The 15,318-nt window shown below is 70.1% G+C and carries 12 protein-coding genes; 9 read left to right on the forward strand and 3 right to left on the reverse strand.

The annotated features are described in order from the left end of the window. Window positions 1-78: 78 nt before the first annotated feature. The 5 genes from ABIA32_RS22720 to serA all read left to right on the forward strand — a co-directional run bounded on the left by ABIA32_RS22720 (window position 79) and on the right by serA (window position 8,659). Window positions 79-2,991: a putative bifunctional diguanylate cyclase/phosphodiesterase gene (locus ABIA32_RS22720; protein ID WP_370098447.1), complete on the forward strand. Its 2,913-nt coding sequence runs from the start codon at window positions 79-81 to the stop codon at window positions 2,989-2,991. Window positions 2,992-3,243: 252 nt separating this feature from the next. Continuing rightward, window positions 3,244-5,079: an acetolactate synthase large subunit gene (locus ABIA32_RS22725; RefSeq protein ID WP_370098450.1), complete on the forward strand. Its 1,836-nt coding sequence runs from the start codon at window positions 3,244-3,246 to the stop codon at window positions 5,077-5,079. Window positions 5,080-5,095: 16 nt separating this feature from the next. After that, a complete protein-coding gene (gene ilvN, locus ABIA32_RS22730; protein ID WP_037607658.1) occupies window positions 5,096-5,620 on the forward strand; it encodes an acetolactate synthase small subunit in 525 nt (174 codons plus the stop codon). A 189-nt stretch (window positions 5,621-5,809) separates the two neighbouring features. Then, window positions 5,810-6,808, forward strand: coding sequence for a ketol-acid reductoisomerase (ilvC, locus tag ABIA32_RS22735; RefSeq protein WP_370098454.1), 999 nt, complete (start codon window positions 5,810-5,812; stop codon window positions 6,806-6,808). Window positions 6,809-7,066: 258 nt separating this feature from the next. After that, the gene (serA, locus tag ABIA32_RS22740; RefSeq protein ID WP_370098457.1) at window positions 7,067-8,659 is read left to right on the forward strand and encodes a phosphoglycerate dehydrogenase; all 1,593 of its coding nucleotides are present in this window, start codon (window positions 7,067-7,069) and stop codon (window positions 8,657-8,659) included. Between the two features lie 138 nt (window positions 8,660-8,797). On the opposite strand, the gene ABIA32_RS22745 is transcribed toward serA, so the two are convergent. Further along, entirely contained in the window at window positions 8,798-9,421 is a 624-nt protein-coding gene (locus tag ABIA32_RS22745) for a DUF2461 domain-containing protein (RefSeq protein ID WP_370098460.1), read from the reverse strand. Window positions 9,422-9,636: 215 nt separating this feature from the next. Between ABIA32_RS22745 and ABIA32_RS22750 the strand changes: the two genes are divergently transcribed. The 4 genes from ABIA32_RS22750 (at window position 9,637) to cimA (ending at window position 14,027) form a co-directional block, all read left to right on the forward strand. Continuing rightward, complete coding sequence (locus tag ABIA32_RS22750) at window positions 9,637-9,795, forward strand: hypothetical protein (RefSeq protein ID WP_370098463.1); 159 nt, start codon at window positions 9,637-9,639, stop codon at window positions 9,793-9,795. Window positions 9,796-9,874: 79 nt separating this feature from the next. Next, on the forward strand, window positions 9,875-10,921 hold the full coding sequence (locus ABIA32_RS22755) for a 3-isopropylmalate dehydrogenase (protein ID WP_370098466.1): 1,047 nt from the start codon (window positions 9,875-9,877) through the stop codon (window positions 10,919-10,921). A gap of 182 nt (window positions 10,922-11,103) precedes the next feature. Further along, complete coding sequence (locus tag ABIA32_RS22760; protein ID WP_370098469.1) at window positions 11,104-12,201, forward strand: branched-chain amino acid aminotransferase; 1,098 nt, start codon at window positions 11,104-11,106, stop codon at window positions 12,199-12,201. A 233-nt stretch (window positions 12,202-12,434) separates the two neighbouring features. Further along, window positions 12,435-14,027, forward strand: coding sequence for a citramalate synthase (cimA, locus tag ABIA32_RS22765; protein ID WP_370098472.1), 1,593 nt, complete (start codon window positions 12,435-12,437; stop codon window positions 14,025-14,027). 82 nt (window positions 14,028-14,109) lie between these two features. Here cimA and ABIA32_RS22770 read toward each other — a convergent pair whose 3' ends face one another. Continuing rightward, window positions 14,110-14,712, reverse strand: a complete 603-nt coding sequence (locus ABIA32_RS22770; protein ID WP_084714710.1) for an ATP/GTP-binding protein — start codon at window positions 14,710-14,712, stop codon at window positions 14,110-14,112. Next, window positions 14,693-15,277 carry a DUF742 domain-containing protein gene (locus ABIA32_RS22775; RefSeq protein WP_370098475.1) on the reverse strand — a complete coding sequence of 195 codons (585 nt, stop codon included), beginning with the start codon at window positions 15,275-15,277 and terminating at the stop codon, window positions 14,693-14,695. Before ABIA32_RS22775 ends, ABIA32_RS22770 begins: the two co-directional genes overlap by 20 nt. Window positions 15,278-15,318 lie beyond the last annotated feature (41 nt).

A 15,318-nucleotide genomic window follows, 5' to 3' on the forward strand; every position in this document is an offset into this window, starting at 1 on the left:
GTTCCCGACCGGGAGACCCGGTACGGAGTTGTCCGCCCCGCTGGTCCGAACGTACCCGGGGCCGGAGGGGGATTGCCCATGCTGAGCACTGACACGTTGCTGCCCGGTCCGTCCTGGACCGAGGAGCGCCTGACGGCCACGACGTCGGCGATGTCGGCGACGTCGCCCTTCGCCTTCGGCGAGAGCACCCGCTTCGGTCTCGACGCGGCCGGGGCGGAGGCCGCCGCCGCAGGCGTGCCCGCGCATGAGCCGCTGCGGCTGTCGCAAGCTGCCGCGAGGCTGCCGCGGATACTGGTCATGCTCGTCTGCCTGCTGTACCTGGCGGGTGCCGCCTACGGTTGGGGGACTGCCGCGCTCGCCCGCGTCATGGGCGACTTCGGCCTGGCCGGCGCCGCGCTGACCGCCTCGGCCTCCTGTTTCGTCTACGGATCCGTCTCGGGCGGGCGGAGCCGGCCCGCCTGGCTCTGCTTCGGTCTCAGCTCGCTCATGGTCGGGGTCGGCAACGGTATCTGGGGGTGGTACGAGTGCGTCCTCGGCCGCAGCCTGCCGTCGCCCTCGATCGCCGACTACGCCTTCCTCTTCTTCGCCCCGCCCGCCATCCTCGGGCTGCTGCTGCTGGCCAACCGACCCCGCAACGCCGCCGGCTGGCTCTGCCTCGGGCTCGACGGCTGGCTGATCGCCGGTTCGCTGCTGACCCTCAGCTGGAGCCTGGCGCTGGCCCGCACCGCTGCCGGGGACCAGCACAGTCCGCTGCGGCTGGCCGTCGGGCTGGCCTACCCGCTGCTCGACATCCTGCTGATCAGCATGGTTCTCGGGCTGCGCTTCCGGCGGCCGGGCAGCAACCGTGCGGCCGTGCACACAGCCATAGTGGGACTCGCGCTGACGGTGCTCTGCGACGCCGTCTTCACCAGCCAGTCCTTCAAGGACGCCTACCACTCCGGCGAACTCCTCGACGCCGGTTGGTTCTGCGGCTCGATGCTGCTCGCCTGGGCCCCCTGGGCCGGGTCCGGCCGCGAGGCGTCCGACGGCGACCACGCGGCCGGCCCGGCCGGCCCGGCCGCCCCGGTCGCCGCCGCGCGCCGACCGCGCGTCGCGTCCACCTTCAGCGCGTTGACGCCCTACGCCGCCACCGGCGTCTGCACGGTCGGGCTGCTCTACAACGCGCTGGGCCAGCATCATCTGGACCGCTTCGTGCTGATCGTCAGCTGCACGGTCGTGATGGCGCTGATCCTGCGTCAGGGCATCATGCTGCTCGACAACCTCTCCCTCGCCCAGAAGCTGAGCCACCAGGAGCACCACTTCCGCTCCCTGGTCCAGGGGTCCAGCGACGTCATCATGATCGCCGACCCGGACGGCGTGCTCCGCTACGTCAGCCCGGCCGCCACCGGCGTCTACGGCAGGCCCGCCGAGGAACTGGTCGGCACCCGGCTGCCGGAGATGGTCCATCCGGACGACCTCGGCCACGTGCTCTGGGAGGTGCAGCGCTACCTCGCCAAGGCCCCGGCCCATGGGACGACAGCGGAGCCGACCGCGCGGATCGAGTGCCGGGTCCGCTCGGGCGCGGGGGAGTGGCTGGACGTCGAGTCCACCGTCAACCGCTACCGCGACGGGCTGATCTTCAACTGCCGCGACGTCTCCGAACGCGTGCGGCTCCAGGCCCAGTTGGAGCACAACGCGTTCCACGACGCGCTCACCGACCTGCCCAACCGGGCCCTCTTCCTGCAGCGCAGCCGGGCCGCGCTCGGCAGCAGGCCGGGGGAACGGCCGGAGGTCGCGGTGCTCTTCGTCGACCTCGACGGCTTCAAGGCCGTCAACGACACCGCCGGACACCAGGTCGGTGACGAGCTGCTGGTCCAGGCCGCGCGGCGGCTCCAGGACGCCGTCCGCGCCGGGGACACCGTCGCCCGGCTCGGCGGCGACGAGTTCGCGGTACTGCTGGTCGGCGAGGTGGACCGGGAGCAGGTCTTCGGCATCGCCGAGCGGCTGCGCGCCGCCGTGGCCGCGCCGTTCTGCGTCGGCAACGAGGAACACGCGGTCGCGGCCAGCATCGGCATCGCCTTCGCCGATCCGAACGCCGCCCCCGAGGCCGCCGCCGACCTGCTGCGCAGCGCCGACCTGGCCATGTACCAGGCCAAGAAGCACGGCAAGGACCGCGTCCACGAGTACTCCCCCGAGCTCCGCACCGAGCTGCGCCGCCGCACCGAGCTGGACCAGCGGCTGCGCGTCGCCGTCCGCGAGGGGCAGTTCACGCTGCTGCACCAGCCGGTCGTGGACCTGGGCAGCGGCGTCGTCTCGGCGCTCTCCGCCCAGGCGCGCTGGCGTTCGGCCCAGGGGCTGCTGCTGACCCCCGCCGAGTTCCTGCGCGCTTCCGGCGGCGGCGAGCGGGTGGTGCGCTTCGCGCGCTGGATGGTCGAGCAGGCCGTCCAGCAGGCGGCCGAGCGCGGCGGCGGCCTGCCCGTCGCGGTACGGCTCTCGACGCGGGTCCTGGCGGCCCCGGGGTTCTACGAGACGGTCGACGCGGCGCTGCGCCGCACTGGTCTCGCGCCGTCCAGGCTGCTGGTCGAGCTGACCGACAGCGGCAACAGCGTGGCCGACGGCCGCCCGCAGGGCTTCGACGAGCTGGTGCGGCATCTCGGCAGGCTCAAGGAGCTCGGCGTCGGCCTGGTCCTGGACGGGCTCGGCGGTGGCGCCACCCCGCTCAGCGGGCTGCGCCGACTGCCCGTGGACGCGCTCAAACTGGAGCGTGGTGTGGTGGACGGCCTACTGGAGTCGGCCTTCCTGCGGACCCTCGCGTCCTCGGTGCTGCGCATCGGCCACGAGCTCGGTCTGGACACCGTCGCCGAGGGAGTGGACAGTGTTGAGCAGGCAGAACTGCTCCGCCAGCTGGGCTGCGCCAGGGGCCAGGGGCAGCACTACGCGGGCGCCCTGGACGAGCGCGAACTAGCGGTTCTGCTGGCGGATACACGGACGTCCGAGGACTATTCCGCATGATGAGACACGTTTCGCTTCGGCTTGACACCCCCGGGGGCGTCGGAGGAAGGTCGACAACATGCGCACCCGAATTCTCGTACTTGGCGGGCGCGTCGGCTGAGCCGGGATTCCCCTCCCGAGCTGACCAGGCCGACGCGCTACCCCTCGCATGCCCCCGTGGGCACGAGGGGTTTTTTGTTGCCGCAAGGCAGCACGCAGCGCCTTGAAGTACCCCTCCGAGAACTCCGAAGCAGTCCGAGAAGGAATCAGCAGATGACTGAGCAGGCAGCAGCGCCCGTCCCGCAGCACGCGGGCCCAGAACCCATGACCGGTGCCCAGTCGCTCATCCGCTCCCTCGAGGCGGTCGGCGCGGAGACGGTCTTCGGGATCCCGGGAGGCGCGATCCTCCCGGCCTACGACCCGTTGATGGACTCCACAAAGGTCCGCCACATCCTGGTCCGCCACGAGCAGGGCGCGGGACACGCGGCGACGGGTTACGCGCAGGCGACCGGCAAGGTCGGCGTCTGCATGGCGACCTCCGGCCCCGGCGCGACCAACCTGGTGACGCCGATCGCCGACGCCTACATGGACTCGGTGCCGATCGTCGCGATCACCGGCCAGGTCGCGTCGAAGGCGATCGGGACGGACGCCTTCCAGGAGGCGGACATCTGCGGCATCACCATGCCGATCACCAAGCACAACTTCCTGGTGACCGACGCCGCGGACATCCCGCGCGTCATCGCCGAGGCCTTCCACATCGCCGCGACCGGGCGACCGGGGCCGGTGCTGGTGGACATCGCCAAGGACGCGCTGCAGGCGCGGACGGTCTTCCGCTGGCCGGTCGAGACCCAGCTGCCGGGCTACCGCCCGGTCACCAAGCCGCACGCCAAGCAGATCCGCGAGGCGGCCAAGCTGCTGGCCACCTCCAAGCGCCCGGTCCTGTACGTCGGCGGCGGCGTGCTGAAGGCGCAAGCCACGACCGAGCTGCGGATCCTGGCCGAGCTGACGGGCGCTCCGGTCGTCACCACGCTGATGGCGCTCGGCGCCTTCCCCGACAGCCACGACCAGCACCTGGGCATGCCCGGCATGCACGGTTCGGTCGCGGCGGTCACCGCGCTGCAGAAGGCGGACCTGCTCTTCGCGCTCGGCACCCGCTTCGACGACCGGGTCACCGGCCGCCTGGACACCTTCGCGCCCTTCGCGAAGATCGTCCACGCGGACATCGACCCGGCCGAGATCGGCAAGAACCGCGCGGCGGACGTCCCGATCGTGGGCGACGCCCGCGAGATCATCGCTGACCTGATCGTCGCGGTGCAGCAGGAGCAGTCGGCCGCGCAGGCGGCCGGCGAGGCCCGCTTCGAGTACGGCGCGTGGTGGGAGCAGCTGAACGCCTGGCGCAAGACCTACCCGGTCGGCTACGACCCGGCCCCGGAGGGCATGCTCAGCCCGCAGCAGGTGATCGAGCGGATCGGCCAGAAGGTCGGCCCGGACGCGATCTACGCGGCGGGCGTGGGCCAGCACCAGATGTGGGCCAGCCAGTTCATCAACTTCGAGAAGCCGGCCACCTGGCTGAACTCCGGCGGCGCGGGGACGATGGGCTACGCGGTCCCGGCGGCGATGGGCGCGAAGGCCGGCTGCCCGGACGCCACGGTCTGGGCGATCGACGGCGACGGCTGCTTCCAGATGACCAACCAGGAGCTGGTCACCTGCGCGCTGAACAACATCCCGATCAAGGTCGCGATCATCAACAACGGCTCTCTGGGCATGGTCCGCCAGTGGCAGACGCTCTTCTACAACCAGCGCTACTCCAACACCGTCCTGCACGACGGCCCGGAGAACGACGGCCGCGGCCCGGCGGCGGGCACCCGGATCCCGGACTTCGTCAAGCTGTCCGAGGCGATGGGCTGCTACGCGCTGCGCTGCGAGCGTCCCGAGGACCTGGACGCGGTGATCGACAAGGCGATGGCGCTGAACGACGCGCCGGTCGTGATCGACTTCATCGTGCACCAGGACGCGATGGTCTGGCCGATGGTCGCGGCAGGCACCAGCAATGACGAGATCCTGGCCGCGCGCGATGTCCGTCCGGACTTCGGCGACGAGAACGACTGAGGGGTTCACACACATCATGTCCAAGCACACCCTCTCCGTCCTGGTCGAGAACAAGCCGGGCGTCCTCGCCCGGATCGCGGCGCTGTTCTCGCGGCGCGGCTTCAACATCGACTCGCTGGCCGTCGGCCCGACCGAGCACCCGGACATCTCCCGGATGACGATCGTGGTCAACGTGGAGGACCTGCCGCTGGAGCAGGTCACCAAGCAGCTGAACAAGCTGATCAACGTGATAAAGATCGTCGAGCTGGACCCGTCGGCGGCGGTCCGCCGCGAGCTGATGCTGGTCAAGGTCCGCGCCGACGCGGAGACGCGCTCGCAGGTGACGGAGATCGTCCAGCTCTTCCGCGCGAAGACGGTCGACGTCTCCCCCGACGCGGTCACCATCGAGGCGACGGGCAGCGGCGACAAGCTGGAGGCGATGCTGAAGATGCTGGAGCCGTACGGGGTCAAGGAACTCGTGCAGTCCGGCATGGTTGCGATCGGACGCGGAGCGCGCTCCATTACCGACAGGTCGCTCCGCGCGGTTGAGCGCAGCGCCTAGCCAGGGGCGCGAGGAACTGCGCGCTCAGCCCTCTACGGAGCTGCACGGTTTCTCGCGCAGTTCCCCGCACCCCTGGCATGTGCAACAACCTCTGAGACGCTAATCTCACTGTTTGAGACTCCACCGTTCGCGATTTCGCATCGGCGTACGGTGTCCCCAAGGAATCCACCCCGCAAGGAGAAGCCAGCGATGGCCGAGCTGTTCTACGACGACGACGCCGATCTGTCCATCATCCAGGGCCGCAAGGTCGCCATCCTCGGTTACGGCAGCCAGGGCCACGCGCACGCGCTCTCCCTGCGTGACTCCGGCGTGGACGTCCGCGTCGGCCTGCTGCCCGAGTCCAAGTCCCGCGCCAAGGCGCAGGAGCAGGGTCTGCGGGTCGTCACGCCTGCCGAGGCCGCCGCCGAGGCCGACGTCATCATGATCCTGGTGCCGGACCCCATCCAGGCCGACGTGTACAAGGAGGTCGTGGAGCCCAACCTCAAGGCGGGCGACGCGCTCTTCTTCGGTCACGGCCTGAACATCCGCTTCGGCTTCATCAAGCCCCCGGCCGACGTCGACGTCTGCATGGTCGCCCCGAAGGGCCCGGGCCACCTGGTCCGTCGCCAGTACGAGGAAGGCCGCGGCGTTCCCTGCATCGTCGCCGTCGAGCAGGACGCGACCGGCAAGGGCCTGGAGCTCGCGCTCTCCTACGCGAAGGGCATCGGCGGCACCCGCGCCGGCGTCATCAAGACGACCTTCACCGAGGAGACCGAGACCGACCTCTTCGGCGAGCAGGCCGTCCTCTGCGGTGGCACCGCCGCCCTGGTCAAGGCCGGCTTCGAGACCCTGGTCGAGGCGGGCTACCAGCCCGAGATCGCCTACTTCGAGTGCCTCCACGAGCTGAAGCTCATCGTCGACCTCATGTACGAGGGCGGCCTGGAGAAGATGCGCTGGTCCGTCTCCGAGACGGCCGAGTGGGGCGACTACGTCACCGGCCCGCGCATCATCAACGACAACACCAAGGCCGAGATGAAGAAGGTCCTCGGCGAGATCCAGGACGGCACCTTCGCCAACACCTGGATCGCCGAGTACAAGGCCGGTCTGCCCCGGTACAACGAGTACAAGAAGGCCGACAGCGAGCACCTGCTGGAGACCACCGGCAAGAAGCTGCGCAAGCTGATGAGCTGGGTCGACGAGGAGGCGTAAGCCGCTTCGTCAGCGGGGGCGTCCAGAAGGACGCCCCCGCTGCTTTGTACGGATCGTAAGGTCCCCTGCGGGTGATTCCGCCGCAAGGGCGATCGGCAGGCGCAGTCCCGCCGATAGACTCACATCCTGCGCGTCAGGCTCACAGCGTCGTGCGTCTCCAACGCGGCATGCCACCGTCCCCTTCATGCCGTCCACGCATCGCGGGTGCCACCCTCATTCGCGACGGCTGGGGAGAACCGGACAGTAAGGACCACTGTCGTGAGCAGCAAGCCTGTAGTTCTGATCGCTGAAGAGCTGTCGCCTGCCACCGTCGACGCGCTCGGCCCCGACTTCGAGATCCGCCACTGCGACGGCGCCGACCGCGGTCAGCTGCTGTCCGCCATCGCCGACGTGGACGCGATCCTGATCCGCTCCGCCACCAAGGTGGACGCCGAGGCCATCGCGGCCGCCCGCAAGCTCAAGGTCGTCGCCCGCGCCGGCGTCGGTCTCGACAACGTGGACGTGCCCTCCGCCACCAAGGCGGGCGTGATGGTCGTCAACGCGCCGACCTCCAACATCGTCACCGCCGCCGAGCTGGCCTGTGGCCTGCTGCTTTCGACGGCGCGTCACATCCCGGCCGCCAACTCCGCGTTGAAGAACGGCGAGTGGAAGCGCAGCAAGTACACCGGCGTCGAGCTGGCGGAGAAGACCCTCGGCGTCGTCGGCCTCGGCCGCATCGGCGTCCTGGTCGCGCAGCGCATGTCGGCCTTCGGCATGAAGATCGTCGCCTACGACCCCTACATCCAGGCCGCCCGCGCGGCCCAGATGGGCGTCAAGCTGCTCCCGCTGGACGAGCTGCTCGAGGTCGCCGACTTCATCACCGTGCACCTGCCGAAGACCCCGGAGACGGTGGGCCTGATCGGCCACGAGGCGCTGCACAAGGTCAAGCCGACCGTCCGCATCGTCAACGCCGCCCGTGGTGGCATCGTCGACGAGGAGGCGCTCGCCGCCGCCCTCAAGGAGGGCCGGGTCGCCGGCGCGGGCCTGGACGTCTTCGTCAAGGAGCCCTGCACCGACTCCCCGCTCTTCGCCTTCGACAACGTCGTGGCGACCCCGCACCTCGGCGCCTCGACGGACGAGGCGCAGGAGAAGGCCGGCATCTCCGTCGCCCGCAGCGTGCGCCTGGCGCTGGCCGGTGAGCTGGTCCCGGACGCGGTGAACGTCCAGGGCGGCGTCATCGCCGAGGACGTCCGTCCCGGCCTGCCGCTGGCGGAGAAGCTGGGCCGGATCTTCACCGCGCTGGCGGGCGAGGTCGCGGTCCGCCTCGACGTCGAGGTGCGCGGCGAGATCACCCAGCACGACGTGAAGGTGCTGGAGCTGAGCGCCCTCAAGGGCGTCTTCGAGGACGTCGTGGCCGAGACGGTCTCCTACGTCAACGCCCCGCTGTTCGCGCAGGAGCGCGGCCTCGAGGTGCGCCTGACGACGATGAGCGAGAGCCCCGAGTACCGCAACGTCATCACCGTGCGCGGCACGCTGACCGACGGCCGCGAGATCTCGGTGGCGGGCACGCTGACGGGCCCGAAGCGCCTGCAGAAGATCGTCGGCATCGACGACTTCGATGTGGACGTCGCCCTGACGGACCACATGGGCTTCTTCCGCTACGAGGACCGTCCGGGCGTGGTCGGCACGCTGGGTCGCCTTCTCGGCGACGCGGGCATCAACATCGCCGGCATGCAGGTCTCCCGCGACGAGGAGGCCGGCGACGCGCTGGTCTCCCTGACGGTCGACAGCGAGATCCCCCAGGGCCTGCTGACGGAGATCGCCGCGGAGATCGGCGCGAAGTTCGCGCGCTCGGTCAACCTTTCGGCGTAACGGAAGCATCGTCAGGGGCGCGAGGAACTGCGCGACAAGCCACCCAGGTGGTGACTCGCTCAGCGAGCAGGGCCATCCGCACAGGGTGGTTCCTCGCGCAGTTCCTCGCGCGCCTGGTAGTGCAGCTACCTCGCCTGCCTATGGGTTCACGTAGTCCGACAGCCACTTGTTCAGGGGCCTCGTCGCCTTCAGGAACTCCAGGACGCGCTTCTTCGCCTCCGGCGTGCCCAGCCACGGTTCCACCGGCCACTGCCGCCACGCGGCCAGGTTCTTCGCGCGGAGCAGCTCGATACGCGGGTGGTCCTTCGGGTACCCCCGCGGCGCACTCTTCAAGCGGTCGTGGGACATGATCTCGATGTCCGCCTGGGCCAGCTTCGCGACCAGCGATTCCAGCGCCTTGCCCGGCTTCTCGTCCGCCACCGACTCGCGGTAGCGGGCCAGCTGTTCCGGTGTCATCTGGTAGCAGCCGGTGCCCGCGCCCAGGCCGTCCGCCGAGAGCTGGACGTAGCCGCCGCCCTCCAGGACCGCGCCGATGTGCGTCTTGTACGGCGACTTGTCCGCCGAGAAGCGGATGTCGCGGTTGGGGCGGAAGATCTTGCCCTCGCCGTGCGTGCCGGCCAGCTCCTCCAGCAGGGCCGCCATCGGCTCGCGGACGCAGCGCTCGTAGACGTCCTTGTGGGACGTCCAGTAGTCCTTCGTGTTGTCGGCCTCCAGGCCCTCGTAGAACTCAAGGGCCTCTGCGGGCCAGCCTTGGAAGCTCATGATCCGAGGTTAGAGCCTGTCCGAGTGAGGCGCGCGTCTCGGATAGTAGGAAATCCAAGTATCTCTGCAGACAGTCGCAGTCTCCTGTCGTACCGTGAGGAAAGCAGTAGTCGGATGGTCTGCCGTATCCACGGCCGTTCCGGCTCGGCCCCAGCACAGGCGACCCCTGTCCGGCCCTCTCCCCAGATCGGACCGCACTTCCCAGGAGTCTCCCCATGCCTTCTCTGACGCAGAAGCCCCGCACCCGCCGCACCCCCCACAACAACTCCGAGCGCGCCCAGGCGGCAGCCGCCCTGCAGCGGTCGCTGGACCGGCGTGACAACGGCGGGTCCACCGGCCATCAGGACGCCGCAGGCGTGACGCCGTCCTGGTAGTGAGCCTCCGTGACGCCGCGTACGTCCGTATCGCGGACATCGGATGTCAGCTGCTGGACACCGGAGTAAGGTCGGCCGCATGTCTCGCACTCTCCGCCTCGCAGTGATCCCTGGTGACGGTATCGGCCAGGAGGTCGTGGCCGAAGGACTCAAGGTCCTCACCTCCGCTCTTCCTGCCGACATCAAGGTGGAGACCACCGAGTACGACCTCGGCGCGCGTCGCTACCACGCGACCGGCGAGACCCTGCCGGACAGCGTGCTCGAGGAGCTGAAGGGCGCCGACGCGATCCTGCTCGGCGCCATCGGCGACCCGTCCGTGCCCTCCGGCGTGCTGGAGCGCGGGCTGCTGCTGAAGCTGCGCTTCGCCTTCGACCACCACGTGAACCTGCGTCCGGGCAAGCTCTTCCCCGGCGTGCAGTCTCCCCTGGCGGGCAACCCGGACATCGACTTCGTCGTCGTCCGCGAGGGCACCGAGGGCCCGTACGTCGGCAACGGCGGCTCGCTGCGCACCGGCACCGAGCAGGAGATCGCCACCGAGGTCAGCCTGAACACGGCCTTCGGCATCGAGCGCGTCGTCCGCGACGCCTTCGCCCGGGCCCAGGCGCGCCCCCGCAAGAAGCTCACCCTGGTCCACAAGAACAACGTGCTGGTCTACGCCGGCCACCTGTGGAAGCGCGTCTTCGACCAGGTCGCCGCCGAGTACCCCGAGGTCACCACCGACTACCTGCACGTCGACGCGGCGACGATCTTCTTCGTCACCCAGCCCGAGCGCTTCGACGTCATCGTCACCGACAACCTCTTCGGTGACATCCTCACGGACCTCGCCGCGGCCGTCACCGGCGGCATCGGCCTGGCCGCGTCGGGCAACATCAACCCCAGCGGCTCCTTCCCGTCCATGTTCGAGCCGGTCCACGGCTCGGCCCCGGACATCGCCGGGCAGGGCAAGGCCGACCCGACCGCCACCGTGCTGTCGGTCGCCATGCTGCTGAGCCACCTCGGTCACGCCGAGGAGGCCGCGAAGATCGAGGCCGCCGTCGCCGCCGACCTCGCGGAGCGCGCGTCCCTGACCGCGCCCCGCTCCACCTCGGAGATCGGCGACGCGCTCGCCGCCCGAGTAGCCGGCTGACCGCCGGCCCTCGCACCACCCCGCACCGGGCCGGCGACGGCCCGGTGCTGTGCTTTCACCGTTGCTGCGCCCGTCACAGGCGCACTGGCTGTCGCTGTTGCCCCGATTAGTGCGACCATCGACCGTGGGAACCCACCCAGGTCGAGTTCCCGCCATGACGACACGGTGAAGGACAAACGTCGATGACCTCCCTCTCTATCGAGCTCAAGCCCTCGGCTCACCCGCTTTCCGACGCCGAGCGCGAGGCCCGGTTGGCTTCTCCCGGCTTCGGCCGCTTCTTCACCGACAACATGGTGACCATCCGCTGGACCGAGGGCCGCGGCTGGCACGACGCGCAGTTGGTGCCCTACGGCCCGCTGGAGATCGACCCGGCCAACATGACGCTGCACTACGGCCAGTCGATCTTCGAGGGTCTCAAGGCCTACCGGACCGCCGACGGCACGATCCAGACCTTCCGCCCGGAGGCCAACGCCCGCCGCTTCCAGGCCTCCGCCCGCCGCCTGGCCATGCCGGAGCTGCCCGAGGAGCTCTTCGTGGCCGCCGTCGAGGCCCTGGTGACCCAGGACCAGGCGTGGGTGCCCAGCCAGGAGGAGGCCAGCCTCTACCTGCGTCCGTTCATGTTCGCCACCGAGGTCGGCCTGGGCGTGCGCCCGGCCAACGAGTACCTCTTCATGCTGATCGCCTCCCCGGCCGGCGCGTACTTCCCCGGCGGGGTCAAGCCGGTCTCGGTCTGGATCTCCGAGGAGTACGTCCGCGCGGCGCCCGGCGGCACCGGCGCGGCCAAGTGCGCGGGCAACTACGCCGCCTCGCTGGTCGCCCAGGCCCAGGCCGCCGAGAAGGGCTGCGACCAGGTCGTCTGGTTGGACGCCGTGGAGCGCCGCTGGATCGAGGAGATGGGCGGCATGAACCTCTACTTCGTCTTCGGCGAGGGCGCGGACGCCCGCATCGTCACCCCGGAGCTCTCCGGCTCGCTGCTGCCCGGCATCACCCGCGACTCGCTGCTCAGCATCGCCGCGGACCTGGGCCACGCGACCGAGGAGCGGAAGATCTCCACCGACGAGTGGCGCGACGGCAACGCCGCCGGCACCCTGACCGAGGTCTTCGCCTGCGGCACCGCCGCCGTGATCACCCCGGTCGGCTCCGTGAAGTCGGCCCGCGGCGACTGGCAGGTCGGCGACGGCACGCCCGGCCCGGTCACCATGAAGCTGCGCGAGACGCTGCTCGCCCTGCAGACCGGCCGCCGCGAGGACACCCACGGCTGGATGCACCCGATCGTCTGAGGCTCAGGCGCTGGGCCGTGCATCTTGAGATACGAGATGCACGGCCCACCCGTCGGAATCTGTGCCAGACTGCGAGCGTGCCCACGTTCGCACTGATTATTAGCTGCAGCGCGTCGGTCTGAGTTCCCGAGCGGAACCGACCAGCGTGCAGACCTCTCGCATCCGCGGGGGGTCTTTTGCGTTAAGTAGCACAGCCGTTCAGCGAGCAGCCACCGACTCAGGAGACCACGGCCATGACTGCCAGTCCCAGCGACGAATTCCACGTCTTCGACACCACCCTGCGCGACGGCGCGCAGCGCGAAGGCATCAACCTCACCGTCGCCGACAAGCTCACCATCGCGCGTCACCTGGACGAGTTCGGCGTGGGTTTCATCGAGGGCGGCTGGCCCGGCGCGAACCCGCGGGACACCGAATTCTTCGCCCGCGCGGCGACGGAGCTGAAGCTGGAGAACGCCCAGCTGGTCGCCTTCGGCTCGACCCGGCGGGCCGGCGGCGTCGCCGAGGAGGACGCGCAGCTGCGTGCGCTCGTCGCCTCCGGGGCGCCGGTGGTGACCCTGGTGGCCAAGTCCCACGACCGCCACGTGGACCTGGCGCTGCGCACCACGCTGGAGGAGAACCTGGCCATGGTCCGCGACAGCGTCGCGTACCTGCGGGCCCAGGGGCGGCGGGTCTTCATCGACTGCGAGCACTTCTTCGACGGCTGGAAGGCCAACCGCGAGTACGCGCTGTCGGTCGTCCGGGCCGCGCACGAGGCGGGCGCGGACGTCGTGGTGCTGTGCGACACCAACGGCGGCATGCTGCCCGCCGGTGTTCGGGACATCGTCGCGGACGTGCTGGCCGAGACCGGCGCGCGGCTGGGCATCCACGCACAGGATGACACCGGTTGCGCGGTCGCCAACACCCTTGCCGCGGTGGACGCGGGCGCGACCCACGTCCAGTGCACGGCCAACGGCTACGGCGAGCGGGTCGGCAACGCGAATCTCTTCCCGGTGGTCGGCGCGCTGGAGCTGAAGTACGACCGGCGGGTCCTGCCGGAGGGCAAGCTGGCGGAGATGACCCGGATCTCGCACGCGATCGCCGAGGTCGTCAACCTCGCCCCCTCCACGCACCAGCCGTACGTCGGCGTCTCGGCCTTCGCCCACAAGGCCGGCCTGCACGCCTCGGCGATCAAGGTGGACCCCGACCTCTACCAGCACACCGACCCGGCCCTGGTGGGCAACAGCATGCGCATGCTGGTCTCGGACATGGCGGGACGCGCCTCGGTCGAACTCAAGGGCAAGGAGCTGGGGTACGACCTGTCCGCGGACCGCGAGCTGGTGGGCCGGGTCGTCGACAAGGTCAAGGAGAAGGAGCTCGCCGGCTACACGTACGAGGCGGCGGACGCCTCGTTCGAGCTGCTGCTCCGCGCGGAGGCGAAGGGGAGCGAGGAGCGGTTCTTCACTCTCGAGTCCTGGCGCGCGATCGCCGAGCAGCGGGCGGACGGCTCGGCGGCGAACGAGGCGACGGTGAAGCTCTGGGCCAAGGGCGAACGCATCATCGCCACGGGCGAGGGCAACGGCCCCGTCGACGCGCTGGACGCGGCCCTGCGGGCCGCGGTGGGCCGCTTCTACCCGCAGCTGGCGAAGCTGGAACTGACGGACTACAAGGTCCGCATTCTTGAAGGCCAGCACGGCACGGGTTCCCAGACCCGCGTCCTGATCGAGACCACGGACGGCGAATCGACGTGGTCGACGGTGGGCGTGGCGGAGAACGTCGTCGCCGCGAGCTGGCAGGCCCTGGACGACGCCTACACCTTCGGCCTCCTGCGCGCAGGCCTGACGCCGTGATGACGTAAGGGGCGCGAGGCTCTGCTGATGTGCGGCTCCGCCGCACATCAGCAGAGCCTCGCGCCCCTAAAGGTGTTGCAACTTAGCGCAGGCGCGCAAGCAGGGCGTGCTCGACCAAGGTGATCAGCGCGGACTTCGCGCTGTCGCGGCGGCGGGCGTCCGTGGTGATGATCGGCGTGTCGTGGCCGAGTTGGAGCGCCTCCCGGACCTCGTCCGGGGTGTGGGACTGGTTGCCGTCGAACGCGTTGACCGCCACGATGAACGGCAGGCCGCTGTTCTCGAAGTAGTCGATGGCGGGGAAGCAGTCCGCCAGTCGGCGGGTGTCGACCAGGACCACCGCGCCGATCGCGCCGCGGACCAGGTCGTCCCACATGAACCAGAAGCGGTCCTGTCCGGGCGTGCCGAACAGGTACAGGATCAGGTCCTCGTCCAGCGTGATGCGGCCAAAGTCCATCGCGACCGTCGTGGTCGTCTTGCCGCTCACGTGGCTGAGATCGTCGATACCGGCCGAGGCCGAGGTCATCACGGCCTCGGTACGCAGCGGGTTGATCTCGGAGACCGCGCCGACGAGGGTCGTCTTGCCCACGCCGAAGCCGCCCGCCACCACGATCTTCGCGGAGGTCGTGCTGCGGCCCCCGGTCGCGGCCGCGGCCGGGGCAGTCGGCCTAGAGCTTGCGTAGTCCACTGAGCACCCTTTCGAGCAGTGTCACATCAGGCGTTCCGCCGGATTCGCCCCCGGCGGCGGGCTGGTGGATCGCGACGAGGCCGGACTCGGCCAGGTCGGCGACAAGAATGCGGGCCACGCCCAGGGGCATGGAAAGCAGGGCCGAGATCTCCGCCACCGACTTGATGTCCGTGCAGAGGCTGCAGATCCGCTGGTGCTCGGGCAGCAGCGAACCGATCCGGTCCGGCGCGGCCGTCGTCGAGACCAGGGCCTCGATGGCCAGCTGGTAGCGCGGACGGGTCCGGCCGCCGGTCATCGCGTAGGGCCGGATCAGCGGCTCCTCGTCGTGCGGCGAGGGCTCCACGGGCTGCGTCGCACCGCCTCGCACCGGGGGCTGCCACTCCGGCTGCTGGTCCTGCCAGTAGCCGGACTGGCCGCCGCCCTGCGGGGACTGGTGCTGGGACTGCTCGTAACCGGGGTACCCAGGGGCGGGCGCGTAGCCGCCGCCGGGACCGCCGAACGCGTCGTGGCCTGATCCCGGATAGGCAGCGCCGTACTGGCCGTTCTGGTCCTCGGGCGGTGTCACGGTTCCTCCTCACAGTGGTACGAGTGGCGTGTGCGGCTCGC

It is taken from the genome of Streptacidiphilus sp. MAP12-20, assembly GCF_041262525.1.
Lineage (GTDB): Bacteria > Actinomycetota > Actinomycetes > Streptomycetales > Streptomycetaceae > Streptacidiphilus.